We start from the raw sequence: 18,432 nt of genomic DNA, 5'->3' as shown, positions 1-18,432 counted from the left end.
GAAACACTGATTTTAAAAACAAGGATGCTTATGCTGCGCAATTTATTGCTGTCTTGCTGCATGGTTGTGTCATCTACGGCTGCTGTTGCCGCCAATGAACACACCGCTTTGCAAGCGCCCGTTCTCAATCTGCCGACAGGTCCGGGCAGTATCTCCGGGCTCGGTGAGGCTTTCACCCCTAATTTAAATACCGGCACCAGTTCACGTCTAGTGAACTTGGCTGTGCCCCCTGGGCGTAATGGACTGGCTCCGGATGTATCACTGGAATACAACAGCGGGTTTGGTAATGGGCTATTGGGACTGGGGCATAAACTGGTTATTCCCTATATCCAGCGTCAAACCGACAAGGGCCTGCCTAATTATTCAGAGTGGGGCCAGACTGATCGGCAGGATAATGACCGCGATGGTCGCATCGATGAGTTTGATGAGTTTGATACGTTTATCAATCACCTGGGCGAAGAATTAGTCCTGGTGGAAGACGGTGTTTATCGCACCAAAAATGCCAGTGATTTTGCTCGCTACGAGCGCCTGTCGAAGGGTTGGCTGGTGACTCAATCCAACGGTCTGCGTTGGTATTTGGGGCAAGACTCTAATAGCCGAGTCAGTGGCAACAACGGCACATCGGTATTCTCCTGGTATCTAGAGGCGGTAGAAGATACCCATGGCAATCGTATCGACTATCAATATCGCAAGTTGGATGATGGTGTTCAGATTTATCTGGACAGGATTCAATATAATACGAATGGCGATATGGCGGTGCAGTTTCACTATGAAGACCGCCCTGACGTCCTAACAAATTATAAAGCGGGTTTTGAGATTAAAACCGCTTATCGCTTGCAGCGTGTGGAAACACAATTTGCCGGGCGCCACTTACGTAAATATGAATTTTCCTATCAGCCGCTAACGGAATGGCAAAGCCTCTCATTGTTGGAAGAGGTTAACTCGAGTGCAGGTGAGGGCGAGTCGGTGATAACACTGCCGCCAGTGCGCTATGACTACACGCACTACCAGCAGGACCGGGTGTTTATGTCACAGATGCCGGCTGCGAGTCAGGTGCCGTTGAATAATCCTGATGTGGCTTTCCTGGATATTAACCGTGACGGACTGCCGGATGTTATTAACACCGCACCGAATAAAGACGTCTACTGGCTTAATTTAGGTCCAGGGGACGATGGCCTGCCGCAATGGCAGAGCTATCGCGAAATGAATACTTTCTCCACCAGCCGTATTTCCAGTGACTCGGTCACCTGGGCCGATATCGACGGTAATGGTGTAGTGAATATGCTGCAGTATGGCTCGGGCAGTACACATTATTTCCACCTGGATAATAATCATAGTTGGCAGTACAGCGGCGCTATCGATGGGCTGCAAATCCCCCTTGATAGCCCCCATGTGGATATGCTGGATATCAATAACGACAAACGTGTTGATGTCTTTGCAACGATAGTGAACAGCAGCGGTAAAGTTTTATCCCATGTTGTTCAGTTAAATCACGCCGATGGCTGGTCGCAGCCCATTCAATTGCCTATGCCAGCGGGCACCGCGGCTATGCGTCTGGGCGATCCCAATGTCTTTCTCCGGGATATGAATGGCGATGGCATGGCGGATCTGGTCGGGGTTGGCAATGGCTATGTTGCCTATTTTGCCAGCCGCGGTCTGCAGGGTTTTGCACCTGCCGTCGTATTTGCCAATAGCCCCGATACACTACACGATCTCAACAATGTTCGTATTAGCGATATCAATGCCGACGGCCGCGCTGACCTGGTGTATCTGAATGGAACCCATGTATCCATCTGGCTTAACCAGGGCCTGAGCAGCAACCAACATCAATTAGCCCAATTTAGCCAGCCACAACTGATCCAGGCCCAAGGCAATGTTGCTCCCGAAGAGGTGCGCCTGGTCGATATTAATGGTAACGGCTCTACGGATATTGTTTGGTACAGCCCCGGTCGCGGTGCTAATACTTTTTATTTCGCAGAGCTATTCCCCAATGAGCAACCGAATCAGCTAAAAACGATCGACAATGGCCTGGGTGCATTGACGACCCTGGAGTACGGCTCTGTTGTCGAGGAGATGGTGAGAGACCGCGAGGGTAACAGCCCCTGGTCGCAGGGTATCCCTGTGGCAATGCAGGTACTTAAGCGCGTTGTTGTGGATGATGGCCGCGGTGGTGAACAGCAAACCACCGAGATGGATTACTGGGACGGCTTCTACGATGCTGCCGATAAAGAATTCCAGGGCTTTGCACACAGTGAAGAGCGCCGCGTGGGTGATGCCAGTACCCCGACACTGGCAACCCGCTACGAATTCCACCTGGGCCAAAAAGCCGATGGTACCGAACAGGAAGCCCTACAGGGCAAGATCAAACAAATAGAAACCCGCGATGCCTTCGGCGGAATTTTCTGGCGCGAGGAAAATCAGTGGGAGTTGCGCCAACTGCTGTCTGGTTATGCCGAGGAAAGCCGCAAAGTCGAGTTTGCGGCTATGACCGAACGCCAGCAGCATATGCTGGAGCGGGGCAGCGGTACCCCAGTGACCCTTGCCTGGGAGTATGACTACGATAATTACGGTAATACCACTTATATCAAAGAGCTGGGCCGTACCGATGGCAACTGGCAGGACGAGCGTATTACCCAATTGCGCTTCAGTGCGGAATCCGCCTCTGCACAGGGCCACTGGTTCCTGCACCTACCGCTAGAGCGCAAGGTTACCGACCTATCGGGCCGCGCTGTGGCCAAAGAGCAGTGGTTCTACGATGATGAAAGTTTCTCCGCTGGTAATTTAGGCGCGGTCTCCAAGGGCAACCTGACCCTGCGTCGACTCTGGCACGATGCTGAGAGTGCAGATGCCTATGTTGCTGCAGAGCGCCACCGCTACGATGCCTTCGGCAACCGCATTCAAAGTTATGACCCCTTGTGGGACGCCAACACAGGCCACCAAACCAAAGTCACTTACGACTCGCAATATCACACCTTCCCAACAGAAGTGGGTTTGCATACCGGCAGTCGCTGGCTCACCGCTCGTGCGGGTTATGACAAGGGCCTCGGTGTACTTACCGACTACACCGACTTTAACGGGCAGCAGACTCAATATGGTTACGACAGCCATGGACGCCTCACCGCCATGGCCAAGCCAGGGGACAGCCTGCAACTCCCCACGGTTGAGTACGATTACCAACTGGCGCAGATGGTGGATGGTCACCGTATCAGCTGGGTAGAGACTCGCCAGCGCGAGCGGAGTGGTGCTAGCGGTACCATCGACAGCCGCCGTTTTTACGACGGTCTGGGCCGCACCCTGATGGTGCGCAGTGAAGCCGAGCAACCGGGACAGGTTGTGGTCAGCGATCACAGTAACTTTAATGCGCGCGGCCAGGTAGTGCAGACCGCACTGCCTTACTTTGCCCAGGGGCTCGCCTATCGCGCTAATGATAAAGGCCAGCACCACCGACAATATCTTTACGACGCCCAAGGGCGTACCCAGGAGGTTTATCAGCCCTATACCGCGCAAAGTGGGGAAAGTGTCTTCAATCGCATCACCTATTTGCCCATGGCACAGATGCTGGAAGATGAAGAGCAAACTCGTGCGAACAGTGTTCACCATGGCGCCGCCAAAAAACTGGTGTTTGATGGCCTGCAAACGGCGCAGGGTGAATACCGCCTGAGGCAAGTGGATGAAATTGTTGGAGCCAATACCCAGGGCGGCATCGGTGGTGCCACCTGGTCCACCTATTATGACTACGACCTCAATGGTAATTTTACCCGCCTGCAGGATGCACAAAATAATGTGCGCACCATGCACTACGACGACCTGGGGCGCATGCGCTTCTTGGACGACCCCAACCGCGGACAGCGCTGGCAGTACTTTGACGATGCCGGCAACCTGCTGGCCACCCGCGATGCCCTGGGGCAGGAGCGGCACTATCGCTACGACGGCGCCAACCGTCTCTTTGCCGAGTATCAATTATCGCCGCGAGGAGAAGCTCCCAGCGGCGCAAATTGGCAACCGGGCTTGCAGCTGGGCTCTACTTCACCGGTAGTCAGCTACCAGTACGACCAGCGCGGCGAAGAGGGCGGTGCCTTCCTGCTTGGACGCCTGGCCAAAGTGACCGACCAAGCTGGCTTCGAGCAATGGGGATATGACGCACGCGGCCGAGTGGTACAGCGCCAGCGCAAGATTACCGGCCCACAAATTGACAGCCCCCTCTACACCACGCGCTTCGCCTATGACAGTGCCGGGCGTATGACACAGCAGTTCTACCCCGACAATAGCCGGGTGAACTTCGAATACAACACCCGCGGCCTGCTCGAGCGCATCCCGGGAGTGGTGGAACGCCTGGACTATACCGCCAATGGGGTTTTGCAGCACCAAGGGCTGGCCAATGGTGTTGAAACTGATTGGGGCTTTGACGAGCGCCAGCGACTGGCTGGCTTGCGCACCCAGCGAAGCGGGGACGCCCTGCCACTGCAACAGTGGGATTACCGTTTTGATGCCGTCTCCAATGTACTCGGTATCGACGATCAACGCCCCAGTGACGCTCTCGCCGCAATGGCTGCCGAACTCGGCGCAACCAGTGCCCAGGCAGCCTCCCTGGCAAAAAATATTGTCTACAGCTACGACGATGTCTATCGCCTGACCGGCGTTGCCGACGATATCGAGCAGGTTTATTACAGCTACGACAAAATCGGCAACCTGCTGCAAGTGGGTCGCGCGAGTGTCGACCTGGCAGATATGGCCACCGCTGGAAATACCCAGATCACAGATCTGCGTTATGGCGGCAGCAATGACAATGGCAACACTGGCGCCTCCAACCGCAGCAGCCGTGGCAGCCTGCCTGGACCCCAAGCGTTGAGCTGGGCTGAAGGCCTGATTGAATACGATGACAACGGTAATCGTACGCAAGCCGGCGACCAGGCCTACCACTGGGACCACGACCAGCGCCTGACTTACGCCGGTAATCAGCAAGCCGCTGACCAGTACGGTTATGACTTTAAACACCAGCGCCGCTTTAAAATCACCGAACGTGCAGGCGGAGCCCGCAGCGTCACCCTGTATATCGACGGAGATAGTGAAGTACGTGATGGCAAATTACTGAAGTACATCAGTGTTGGTCAGAAACGTATTGCCCGCAGTGACCAGAGTGGGGAAGTGTTCACGCCGACTGAGTATTACCTGCACACGCACGTAGGTTCTACCGACCTGACTCTGGATAAGGCTGGCAAGATCATTAATGCCTTTACCTATAAGTCTTACGGCGAGCTGGAAAATGTCTTCGGTGATAGTACCGCAGCACCTTACCGCTATGCGGGTAAAGAGCTGGATAAGTCTACGGGTTTAGGCTACTTCGAACGACGCTACCTGCAGTCTGACTTTGGTACTTTTATTAGCCCGGATCCGGTGCTAAACCACTCGGGACGTTTTACGGATCCACAGCGTTGGACGCCTTATCGCTATGCGCGGAATAATCCGATTAATTATGTGGATCCCAATGGTGAAACGGCTATTAGGCAGTATAACCAAAGCAATAACTCCTCAGCACAAGTAAGTAGTGGTATGTCGGTTAGTTATTCCAGTGGTAATGGAGTTGCCGGTGATAGTTCTAGGGGTGCATATATAAGTGCTGACGGTAAACAAGGTGTTCAAGGAAATTGGACGGCGAAGCCTAAAAATCCCGGAAGTGAGCTTCATAAAAATACAGAAGTTGAACAAAATTTTTCACAAATGAAAGCGACACCGAAATCTTGCTCCGTAGAACAAGTTAGCTGTAAAGCTGTTCTTGGCTCCAAGGGAAAATATAAAGAGATAAAGGAATATGATGGTTCGCTTAGTTTAGAGAGGGATTGGTTGCTTCGTAAACATGTAACGATTAGAGGTCGATACCTATGTACAGATTGCCGTGGAAACACTGAAGTTGTTGAAGGGACAAGAAGATTTTGGTACTGGTCTGAAGATCCAGATACCTTGAAACATTTTGGGGTTAGTTACACGTGGGAACATAATTGGAAGCTGAATAAAATGCAGGTGGTGGATCCAGAAGCACACGATTTTAATCCATATAATTCAGATGTGCAGGAGCTTAAAGATTGGGCGGACAATAAGACTGAATAGATCAAAGAGGTGTTTCAAAATTGATTTTTGAGAGAAAATGGTTGGTGGCCTGTATGTTAGCCTTGTTGCTATTTTTGGGCATTTATCTTTTTTTGAAGGTTTATTTGATGGGGCAAGATAGAAAGAATGGTTACGTGAGATTTGAAACTTGTGAGGTTGAAGAGCAATGTATATTTGAATATAAGGCTAATACTGCTCTGCTTAATTCGATAATGGAAGAACATAAAAAAAGCAAATCTGAAGCTATTCAGGAGATGTTAATTAAGGAACTTGTTGATACTAATAAATGTTCAGATGTAAAGCTGATCAAGGTGCTGGGGTCAACCAGTGGCTATCTCCTGGTGAGGGGGGAGTGCATCAAATAAATTAATCGAGGATGAGGCAGGGGAAGCGAAGGCTTCTCCTGAATATTTCAAGTGGCTGGAGGGTTGTAAGTGATGGCGAATAAGTTTGTTAAACCTTTAAGATTGCTTATGTGAGAGTTTGGTGGATGCCTTTTATGGTCTTGCTGCCCTTTGATTTCATAATTTGTTTTCTGGTTCAAATTTAGATTGATTCTTATTTTGAATGGTGGTTTTGAGGATTTTTGTTTTATTTTTTAATGCATGCTAGATGCTCTTTGTGTTTTTCGTGTATCGCAGTTGGGGGGTGCGGTTTTGTATTTATAGTAGGGGGTGTGGTTGTTGATGGCGAGCTCTGTTCGACAATAAATTTTTATGTGGATTATTTTGGGGTGGTTTTTAAGTTGTAGCTTTTAGGTATGGATATAAGTAAATTTAGGGAGGAAAGTCATCTGCGGTTCTGTTGTATAAAGGATGGTCTTAAGCTTTTTTGCTGCTCGTAGTGGTTGTTTGGCTATTATGTGCTTTCAAAGCTTATTGGCTTTGTGTCTATGTGAATCATAGTTATTTGGTTTTTAAAATGTTGACTCTTGTTCGTAACTTTTTTGTGCTGCAGGTTTTAAGTGCCAGTACTATTGCTTATGGGTCTGCCTTGAGCGGGCCGAGCACAGATACTGATGGGAAATATTCCTTGTCATATAATTCTGTAGCGCCAATTGGGATAATGGGTGTATATTTAAAGGAGTATAAAAATGGAACTTTTACTCGGAATATTCCCTTAGACTATGGGTTTTCCAGTTCAAACCCTACTAAATCTATAACCGTTTCTTCTGCCGGTAAATACTTTTATGAGTATTGGCATGAACACTGTACTCCTGATGTTATCTCCCCTGATGATTGGGAAGATAAAGTTACATCTTGCCCTGCTTCCCGATTCAATAGGGTTAAGTTAGGCACTCATACCGTTAACGTTATATTTCAACCAGCAGCGCCCTCCAGTATCAATTACGGCACTTTCGATAGTGATGGGGCTTACAAGGTTAGCTGGTCTTCCAGTACTGGTGCAGGCCGGTATGAGCTCTACCGTAAGGTAAATAGTGGCTCCTGGAGCAGGGTTTATAACGGTTCTGGAACTAGCTTTAATGAAATTGGCCGCTCTAGTGGTAACTACCAATATCGTGTACGAGCCTGTAACACCGCAAAGAATTTATGTGGTGCTTATAAGACCGGTGGAACCATGAAGGTAGAGCTGACGCCATCAACCCCATCCTCTATCACTGTTCCCAGTTATACCTCCTCTAGCAGCGTTAACATCAGCTGGGCTGCCAGCAGCGGGGCTACTCGCTACGAGGTACAACAGCGCAAGGATAACGGCAATTGGTCCGGCAATATTTATTCTGGTTCATCCACCAGTACAACGGTTTCTTCCCTGAGCCATGGTAGTACTTACCGCTTTAGAGTGCGGGCCTGTAATAGCACTTGCTCTGGCTATCGAGAAAGTAAAGATTTAGAAGTCTATTTCCGTCCTGGCGTACCAACACCTAAATTAAATACCACCACCAGCCTCGATGGTAAATATACTGTCAGCTGGAATACCAAGCAGTTTGCTACCAGTTATCAGTTGGTCGATGGCGGTGGCTCCACTCTATACAATGGTTCTGGTTTAAGTAAGAGTTTCTCTGGTGTTAGCAATGGCTCTTATAGCTATAAGGTTCGTGCTTGTAATGCCAAGGGCACCTGCTCCAACTACTCCTCGTTAGTAACAGTTAAAGTCGATCGTGTTGTTGGTATACCGGTGCTGTCTGCAGCACCCACTAGCAGCTGGGATGGCAAAGTAAAACTAAGCTGGACAGAAATTGATAAAGGCGGTCTTACCGTTGAATATCAAGTGGTAGACAGTGCAAATAAGCAGCTTTATCGCGGCACTGCACGCAGCTACCAGCTGAGTAACTTGCAAGACGGGCGCCACTGCTACCGGGTACGTGCACTGACCTCAACAGATCAGTCCAACTATTCACCGGAAGCTTGCGCCACCGTAGCGTTGCTGAAGCCACCTGTAGCGCCTAGTTATATCACTGTACCTTCCTCTACTGGCGAAGCTTATACCGTGAGCTGGCCATCAGTTGCCGAAACTGATAGTTATCTGCTGCAGCAACGTATGAATAATGGCAGCTGGAAAACCGTGTATAACGGTGCTGGCAACAGCTATAAATACAATGCCTCTCCATTAGTATTCGGTACGCACGATTATCGTGTACAGGCCGCGAACAAAGCGGGCTCTTCCGACTTTAGTAATACCTTCACGGTAACGATGGAGCTGGATCCCACGGTACAGATTCGCAAGCAGCTGTACTACAACGAAGCCGATCAGGTACCTGCGGCCCAGGAAAATCCTGCCCAGGGTATTTTCTCCCGGGATAGAGCGGCCTTCCGCTACCTGGACCTGATGTATATCGTTGATACCAACACCAATACTGTTATTAATCCTTATGCCAGTGGTGAAGCCACGGTTGAGTTTTCCAGCCTGTATGACACTGCCGAGCGTAACCGCGCTACAGATGTGGAAGCGTTTATTTTTGAGCAGCTCACTCATCATCCCAACAATGAAAACCTGCAACGTTTCACGCTGGATGTTTACTACGATCGCGCGGTAGCGGAAATGATCCTGGCTAATGAAGCCCTGGATAATGCCCGTATTAGCCGCCTGCGTAACGAAGCGGTAGAGGTCGAAGTTGGTCATATAGAAACTGCACACCAGTTGTTGAAGGATGCCCTGGAGCAGTACAACTCCCTGCTGACCTATGCGCCGGAGTTTTTAGCACAATGGGGTCCCTCCCGTGGTCAAATTAGCCCCCGCTACTACGACCCCAACGACCTGGCACAAAAAGATGTAACCCCAGCAGAATTACTGTTCACCGGTTACAAAGATGTCACCATGCTCTATCAGCTGATGAGCAAATTGGCTTCTACTAAAGTGCAGCAAGCGCGTCTGGCCGTCGTTGCCGGACAGACCAATACCACCCTGCTGGCACAAATGGTTGACGAGATGAATACGCTGCGCAGTGAGTTGATTGCTAAAGAGCAATCATTGCGTGCGATCTTCCCGAATACCGACTTTACCCAGGTGCAAGGTTTCTCTGGTCTGCCCGAAGCAGTGTATGCATGGCAAACCCATCTCAGCGATTTGGAAAACTCCGTGAGCTGGCTCACGGGCGAAACCAATATTCTGGGCCTGCCACAGGACTCAGTGTTGCTGGTACAGGGTTACGGTATCGATGGCAACACCGTGTTTGATTCCTTCAATGCACTGAGTGACTTCCTCGGTAATGACAGCAGTGGCCCTATCGCCACCGCACAGAATAGTCTCGCCGCCGCAAAAACCAGCTATGAGAACTACCGCCACAGTGCCGACAAGCTGGCCACGGAATATACCGACCGCCACCAGCAGTTGGGCAACTGGCTGTACAGCCTGTTGGGCTTGGAGTTCCCAAGTAACTGCTTTGCCGAGGACTGTGTGATTGTTACGGAGGATGCGCAGAACGGTAGTGAAATTTCTCTGCAGGCGAACAATATCGATATTGCGGAAATTGCACTGAGCAACAACCTGCAGCGTATGGAAGACCTGCTGAGTGCGATTGAAATCGAAATCGAACGACGCGCGGAGGAAGAGGGAATCGTCGACGGCATGTCGAAGATCATCCTGGATTACGGCTCCAAGCAGGTTTCAATTAAGCAGCAGATTGCCAAAATTCGCAAAAAGGCGGAACAGTCTAGAAAGCGGGGTAGCCTGTTTAAAGGGATTGTGAAGTCGGTAGCAGCTATCGTGAGTCAAAATTGGGCTCAACTAGCGCAAACGGTAAAAGAAACCGCAGAAACCGTTGCTGAGCACAACCGCAATATAAAAACGATTAAAGATATTGGTAAATTGGAGGCAGAGAGCGCCCGCCTAGCGGCGGAAGAGCGCGCGACCTTAAACGACAGCTCAAATAGACTACTGGGTGTGGAGAGTAAGGCTCGCGTGCGCACTATGTGGCTGGAAGCAAATACCATTGCGCTGGATATTGCCCAAGCGGAAGCTACGGTTGAGCAGGAAGTGGAACGTTTGACTGGCATGCTGAATCAGGCACAGCGGGTTATGAACCAGATGTTCACTACTAATGCCAATCTGGCTGAGCGTTATTTTGCCGATCCGATCCATGCCAGCCGCCTGACGACTGAAGTACTGCGTGCGGAGCGTTACTTTGAAGAAGCACAGAAGTGGTTGTTCTACACGGCCAGTGCCCTGGAATACAAGTGGCAGGAATCTTTTGTGGGTTCAGTCACTGGCTTCAGAAAGGAAAGTATTTTCCGTTTGCGTAATGCGCAGGAGCTTAGAGATTTCTATAGTGAGCTTTTGGCTTTCGATCAACTCCATAAGCTTGGAAGTATAGAGCAGGCGACGGACACCTTCTCTCTGAAGGATGATGTGTTTGGCTATGTAGATAATATCAACGGTATTGCACAGACCTACGTCCATCCGGATCCGGCTCAACAAGGCGGTCCGCGCTTAAGCCCGCAGCAAGCCTTGCAGGAAAAGCTGCGCCTGTTGTCGCGTAAATACGGCAGTGATACCTGGGTAACTGTGGAATTTAGTACTGTGAAAGAATTACCGCGCAGTAACTTCTTCCTGGGGCCAGTTATTGCCGACAACGGTGATTTGTCTTGCTTGGCAACTGGTGGTAATTACCTGGATAAAATTGAAACCGTTGGTCTTAATATCCCCCTTGCCTATAGCGTTAGTGGTGAAACCGAAACGCCTGCATTTTTGACTTATGGGGGCACTAGTTTCCTGCGTAGTAAAACTCCGGGAACTCTGGTGGAAAATGCGGATGGAGTTGGTATTCAGGACGAGTTTATAACTCATAGCACTCGATTTTGGGATGCCGTTGAGGGAACTGGGCTGGCGTTCAGAAATAGCTACCGTGTTTCTATGTCTGCGAACTTGGATGTGCTTAATAGTGGCACAGGTTCAAATTCCACGATTACCAGTGCGTTTAAAGAACGCAGTGTCGCTGCTACTGGCTGGCGCTTGTCACTCAAGCTGGCAGATCGCTATGGCTCATTGGTAGATCTCAATGCGGTTAAGGATGTTGAGTTGATCTTTAACCATCGTTTCAAGCCGAGAAATGTTGATAGCTGTGGTGATGATGATATTGGTCCACTGTTACTACTGCGCGAGCCGGTAGTCCACTAACTCTATTTTTTAATGCCTAATAATTAGAGTATTAATTCGGCAACCCAACAGTAATCATACTGCTGGGTTGCCGTCTTTATTGAAGATTATTTTTTACAGCATGACTCACGCTGGAGTCTATCGATAAAAACTACGAGTCTTTAAAGTGTTTTTTGAGGAAACACTGATTTTAAAAACAAGGATGCTTATGCTACGCAATTTATTGCTTTCTTGCTGCATGGTTGTGTCATCTACGGCTGCTGTTGCCGCCAATGAACACACCGCTTTGCAAGCGCCCGTTCTCAATCTGCCGACAGGTCCGGGCAGTATCTCCGGGCTCGGTGAGGCTTTCACCCCTAATTTAAATACCGGCACCAGTTCACGTCTAGTGAACTTGGCTGTGCCCCCTGGGCGTAATGGACTGGCTCCGGATGTATCACTGGAATACAACAGCGGGTTTGGTAATGGGCTATTGGGACTGGGGCATAAACTGGTTATTCCCTATATCCAGCGTCAAACCGACAAGGGCCTGCCTAATTATTCAGAGTGGGGCCAGACTGATCGGCAGGATAACGACCGCGATGGTCGCACCGATGAGTTTGATGAGTTTGATACGTTTATCAATCACCTGGGCGAAGAATTAGTCCTGGTGGAAGACGGTGTTTATCGCACCAAAAATGCCAGTGATTTTGCTCGCTACGAGCGCCTGTCGAAGGGTTGGCTGGTGACTCAATCCAACGGTCTGCGTTGGTATTTGGGGCAAGACTCTAATAGCCGAGTCAGTGGCAACAACGGCACATCGGTATTCTCCTGGTATCTAGAGGCGGTAGAAGATACCCATGGCAATCGTATCGACTATCAATATCGCAAGTTGGATGATGGTGTTCAGATTTATCTGGACAGGATTCAATATAATACGAATGGCGATATGGCGGTGCAGTTTCACTATGAAGACCGCCCTGACGTCCTAACAAATTATAAAGCGGGTTTTGAGATTAAAACCGCTTATCGCTTGCAGCGTGTGGAAACACAATTTGCCGGGCGCCACTTACGTAAATATGAATTTTCCTATCAGCCGCTAACGGAATGGCAAAGCCTCTCATTGTTGGAAGAGGTTAACTCGAGTGCAGGTGAGGGCGAGTCGGTGATAACACTGCCGCCAGTGCGCTATGACTACACGCACTACCAGCAGGACCGGGTGTTTATGTCACAGATGCCGGCTGCGAGTCAGGTGCCGTTGAATAATCCTGATGTGGCTTTCCTGGATATTAACCGTGACGGACTGCCGGATGTTATTAACACCGCACCGAATAAAGACGTCTACTGGCTTAATTTAGGTCCAGGGGACGATGGCCTGCCGCAATGGCAGAGCTATCGCGAAATGAATACTTTCTCCACCAGCCGTATTTCCAGTGACTCGGTCACCTGGGCCGATATCGACGGTAATGGTGTAGTGAATATGCTGCAGTATGGCTCGGGCAGTACACATTATTTCCACCTGGATAATAATCATAGTTGGCAGTACAGCGGCGCTATCGATGGGCTGCAAATCCCCCTTGATAGCCCCCATGTGGATATGCTGGATATCAATAACGACAAACGTGTTGATGTCTTTGCAACGATAGTGAACAGCAGCGGTAAAGTTTTATCCCATGTTGTTCAGTTAAATCACGCCGATGGCTGGTCGCAGCCCATTCAATTGCCTATGCCAGCGGGCACCGCGGCTATGCGTCTGGGCGATCCCAATGTCTTTCTCCGGGATATGAATGGCGATGGCATGGCGGATCTGGTCGGGGTTGGCAATGGCTATGTTGCCTATTTTGCCAGCCGCGGTCTGCAGGGTTTTGCACCTGCCGTCGTATTTGCCAATAGCCCCGATACACTACACGATCTCAACAATGTTCGTATTAGCGATATCAATGCCGACGGCCGCGCTGACCTGGTGTATCTGAATGGAACCCATGTATCCATCTGGCTTAACCAGGGCCTGAGCAGCAACCAACATCAATTAGCCCAATTTAGCCAGCCACAACTGATCCAGGCCCAAGGCAATGTTGCTCCCGAAGAGGTGCGCCTGGTCGATATTAATGGTAACGGCTCTACGGATATTGTTTGGTACAGCCCCGGTCGCGGTGCTAATACTTTTTATTTCGCAGAGCTATTCCCCAATGAGCAACCGAATCAGCTAAAAACGATCGACAATGGCCTGGGTGCATTGACGACCCTGGAGTACGGCTCTGTTGTCGAGGAGATGGTGAGAGACCGCGAGGGTAACAGCCCCTGGTCGCAGGGTATCCCTGTGGCAATGCAGGTACTTAAGCGCGTTGTTGTGGATGATGGCCGCGGTGGTGAACAGCAAACCACCGAGATGGATTACTGGGACGGCTTCTACGATGCTGCCGATAAAGAATTCCAGGGCTTTGCACACAGTGAAGAGCGCCGCGTGGGTGATGCCAGTACCCCGACACTGGCAACCCGCTACGAATTCCACCTGGGCCAAAAAGCCGATGGTACCGAACAGGAAGCCCTACAGGGCAAGATCAAACAAATAGAAACCCGCGATGCCTTCGGCGGAATTTTCTGGCGCGAGGAAAATCAGTGGGAGTTGCGCCAACTGCTGTCTGGTTATGCCGAGGAAAGCCGCAAAGTCGAGTTTGCGGCTATGACCGAACGCCAGCAGCATATGCTGGAGCGGGGCAGCGGTACCCCAGTGACCCTTGCCTGGGAGTATGACTACGATAATTACGGTAATACCACTTATATCAAAGAGCTGGGCCGTACCGATGGCAACTGGCAGGACGAGCGTATTACCCAATTGCGCTTCAGTGCGGAATCCGCCTCTGCACAGGGCCACTGGTTCCTGCACCTACCGCTAGAGCGCAAGGTTACCGACCTATCGGGCCGCGCTGTGGCCAAAGAGCAGTGGTTCTACGATGATGAAAGTTTCTCCGCTGGTAATTTAGGCGCGGTCTCCAAGGGCAACCTGACCCTGCGTCGACTCTGGCACGATGCTGAGAGTGCAGATGCCTATGTTGCTGCAGAGCGCCACCGCTACGATGCCTTCGGCAACCGCATTCAAAGTTATGACCCCTTGTGGGACGCCAACACAGGCCACCAAACCAAAGTCACTTACGACTCGCAATATCACACCTTCCCAACAGAAGTGGGTTTGCATACCGGCAGTCGCTGGCTCACCGCTCGTGCGGGTTATGACAAGGGCCTCGGTGTACTTACCGACTACACCGACTTTAACGGGCAGCAGACTCAATATGGTTACGACAGCCATGGACGCCTCACCGCCATGGCCAAGCCAGGGGACAGCCTGCAACTCCCCACGGTTGAGTACGATTACCAACTGGCGCAGATGGTGGATGGTCACCGTATCAGCTGGGTAGAGACTCGCCAGCGCGAGCGGAGTGGTGCTAGCGGTACCATCGACAGCCGCCGTTTTTACGACGGTCTGGGCCGCACCCTGATGGTGCGCAGTGAAGCCGAGCAACCGGGACAGGTTGTGGTCAGCGATCACAGTAACTTTAATGCGCGCGGCCAGGTAGTGCAGACCGCACTGCCTTACTTTGCCCAGGGGCTCGCCTATCGCGCTAATGATAAAGGCCAGCACCACCGACAATATCTTTACGACGCCCAAGGGCGTACCCAGGAGGTTTATCAGCCCTATACCGCGCAAAGTGGGGAAAGTGTCTTCAATCGCATCACCTATTTGCCCATGGCACAGATGCTGGAAGATGAAGAGCAAACTCGTGCGAACAGTGTTCACCATGGCGCCGCCAAAAAACTGGTGTTTGATGGCCTGCAAACGGCGCAGGGTGAATACCGCCTGAGGCAAGTGGATGAAATTGTTGGAGCCAATACCCAGGGCGGCATCGGTGGTGCCACCTGGTCCACCTATTATGACTACGACCTCAATGGTAATTTTACCCGCCTGCAGGATGCACAAAATAATGTGCGCACCATGCACTACGACGACCTGGGGCGCATGCGCTTCTTGGACGACCCCAACCGCGGACAGCGCTGGCAGTACTTTGACGATGCCGGCAACCTGCTGGCCACCCGCGATGCCCTGGGGCAGGAGCGGCACTATCGCTACGACGGCGCCAACCGTCTCTTTGCCGAGTATCAATTATCGCCGCGAGGAGAAGCTCCCAGCGGCGCAAATTGGCAACCGGGCTTGCAGCTGGGCTCTACTTCACCGGTAGTCAGCTACCAGTACGACCAGCGCGGCGAAGAGGGCGGTGCCTTCCTGCTTGGACGCCTGGCCAAAGTGACCGACCAAGCTGGCTTCGAGCAATGGGGATATGACGCACGCGGCCGAGTGGTACAGCGCCAGCGCAAGATTACCGGCCCACAAATTGACAGCCCCCTCTACACCACGCGCTTCGCCTATGACAGTGCCGGGCGTATGACACAGCAGTTCTACCCCGACAATAGCCGGGTGAACTTCGAATACAACACCCGCGGCCTGCTCGAGCGCATCCCGGGAGTGGTGGAACGCCTGGACTATACCGCCAATGGGGTTTTGCAGCACCAAGGGCTGGCCAATGGTGTTGAAACTGATTGGGGCTTTGACGAGCGCCAGCGACTGGCTGGCTTGCGCACCCAGCGAAGCGGGGACGCCCTGCCACTGCAACAGTGGGATTACCGTTTTGATGCCGTCTCCAATGTACTCGGTATCGACGATCAACGCCCCAGTGACGCTCTCGCCGCAATGGCTGCCGAACTCGGCGCAACCAGTGCCCAGGCAGCCTCCCTGGCAAAAAATATTGTCTACAGCTACGACGATGTCTATCGCCTGACCGGCGTTGCCGACGATATCGAGCAGGTTTATTACAGCTACGACAAAATCGGCAACCTGCTGCAAGTGGGTCGCGCGAGTGTCGACCTGGCAGATATGGCCACCGCTGGAAATACCCAGATCACAGATCTGCGTTATGGCGGCAGCAATGACAATGGCAACACTGGCGCCTCCAACCGCAGCAGCCGTGGCAGCCTGCCTGGACCCCAAGCGTTGAGCTGGGCTGAAGGCCTGATTGAATACGATGACAACGGTAATCGTACGCAAGCCGGCGACCAGGCCTACCACTGGGACCACGACCAGCGCCTGACTTACGCCGGTAATCAGCAAGCCGCTGACCAGTACGGTTATGACTTTAAACACCAGCGCCGCTTTAAAATCACCGAACGTGCAGGCGGAGCCCGCAGCGTCACCCTGTATATCGACGGAGATAGTGAAGTACGTGATGGCAAATTACTGAAGTACATCAGTGTTGGCCAGAAACGTATTGCCCGCAGTGACCAGAGTGGGGAAGTGTTCACGCCGACTGAGTATTACCTGCACACGCACGTAGGTTCTACCGACCTGACTCTGGATAAGGCTGGTAAGATCGTTAATGCCTTTACCTATAAGTCTTACGGCGAACTGGAAAATGTCTTCGGTGATAGTACTGCAGCACCTTACCGCTATGCGGGTAAAGAGCTGGATAAGTCCACGGGTTTAGGCTACTTCGAAAGGCGCTATCTGCAGTCTAACTTTGGTACCTTTATCAGCCCGGATCCAGTGCTAAACCACTCGGGACGTTTTGCAGATCCGCAGCGTTGGACGCCCTATCGCTATGCGCGCAATAATCCAATTAATTATGTGGATCCCAATGGTGAGTCGATTGTTAAACTGGCTGTCACTGGAGGAAAGCTGGCATATAAAGCTTATAAGCAATTTCAAAGAACTGGAAAACTAGATGCTAAATCCTTAAAAGAGGTTGGCCTGGATGAGCTGGTTGGTGTCGCGGACGACCTGAACACGATATTCCTCGATGGTAGTGCTAGCCTTGGCGATAAGCTTGGTGCTGCAGCGGATGTCTTAATCGGTACGGAATTTAGTGATGGGAAGCTTAGTGATCTAAGAGGGCTAGGGAACCCTAAAAAGTATAGTAAAAAGTCAAGTGGCGGAGTCAGATTCTTAACAGATAAGGCTGGTCGAACACTTGATATGGACTTTTTGAAAGGTCTCAAAGATTCTGGAAATACAATCAGAATAAAATCTCGTAATGGAAAAGAGAGACCGCTAATGGGAGAGCCAAATACTTACTCTAGAACAACAGGAGGCCATATTGTTGTGTATGGCCAAGATGGACGAAGAGTGATGGATATTTCATCTAAGAGAATTAAGTTTACAGAGTGGCATAAAGGTAGTGGTGGAAAAATGTTCCCAAAAGAAGGTAACGATACTAAATTTGATGGACAGGTACCTCAAAGCGTAATAGATCAATTTGGCTTATAGGAGAAATTGTGAAAATTTTGAAAGGGCTGGTGGATGCTAGCCTTTTAAATAAGTTCCCTTCCGGTTTTCCACAAGAGAGTGGATACCTAAATTATGTTGCTAATTGTGTTGGATTAGAGGGTATCTTAGCTTGTGCTGCAGTGTTCTCACCTGAGTTTGTAGAGTGTGACGGGATGGTTTTTCTATCCGAGAACGTCAAAGGAGGTTTAGCTCAAATATCTTCACGATATGGCTCAACTAAAGAGCAGCTCGAGAAATTTAATAATTTAACTTGCCTTTCAGATTTTTTCTTATTGGCTGAAGATGAGGCGTGCGAAGACGAATATTTGATGGATGAGTTTGGAAAGGTGTTAATTTATTACTGGAGGATGCGCTTAGCTATGAAGTATCCAGACAGAAAATTTAAATTTATACTGGAAGATGATCTTTTTGATGAGGATGGGTTGTGTCTTACCTTTTTTGAAGGTTAGTGAATGGAGCCC

5 protein-coding genes are annotated in these 18,432 nt (G+C 50.6%); all 5 read left to right on the top strand.

The features are described from left to right. Positions 1-30 precede the first annotated feature (30 nt). The 5 genes from ACJJI0_RS12725 (at position 31) to ACJJI0_RS12705 (ending at position 18,420) form a co-directional block, all read left to right on the top strand. Complete coding sequence (locus ACJJI0_RS12725; RefSeq protein WP_444882870.1) at positions 31-6,105, top strand: toxin TcdB middle/N-terminal domain-containing protein; 6,075 nt, start codon at positions 31-33, stop codon at positions 6,103-6,105. Positions 6,106-6,158: 53 nt separating this feature from the next. After that, positions 6,159-6,470, top strand: coding sequence for a hypothetical protein (locus tag ACJJI0_RS12720; RefSeq protein ID WP_444882869.1), 312 nt, complete (start codon positions 6,159-6,161; stop codon positions 6,468-6,470). Between the two features lie 556 nt (positions 6,471-7,026). Continuing rightward, the gene (locus ACJJI0_RS12715; RefSeq protein WP_444882868.1) at positions 7,027-11,679 is read left to right on the top strand and encodes a fibronectin type III domain-containing protein; all 4,653 of its coding nucleotides are present in this window, start codon (positions 7,027-7,029) and stop codon (positions 11,677-11,679) included. Positions 11,680-11,866: 187 nt separating this feature from the next. Continuing rightward, positions 11,867-17,950: a toxin TcdB middle/N-terminal domain-containing protein gene (locus ACJJI0_RS12710; RefSeq protein WP_444882867.1), complete on the top strand. Its 6,084-nt coding sequence runs from the start codon at positions 11,867-11,869 to the stop codon at positions 17,948-17,950. Positions 17,951-17,958: 8 nt separating this feature from the next. Next, positions 17,959-18,420, top strand: coding sequence for a hypothetical protein (locus ACJJI0_RS12705; protein ID WP_444882866.1), 462 nt, complete (start codon positions 17,959-17,961; stop codon positions 18,418-18,420). Positions 18,421-18,432 lie beyond the last annotated feature (12 nt).

The organism is Microbulbifer mixtoriginis (SeqCode) (assembly GCF_052466695.1).
Note: the sequence above shows the minus strand (reverse complement) of the source record. Positions and strands in the feature narration are given on the sequence as shown.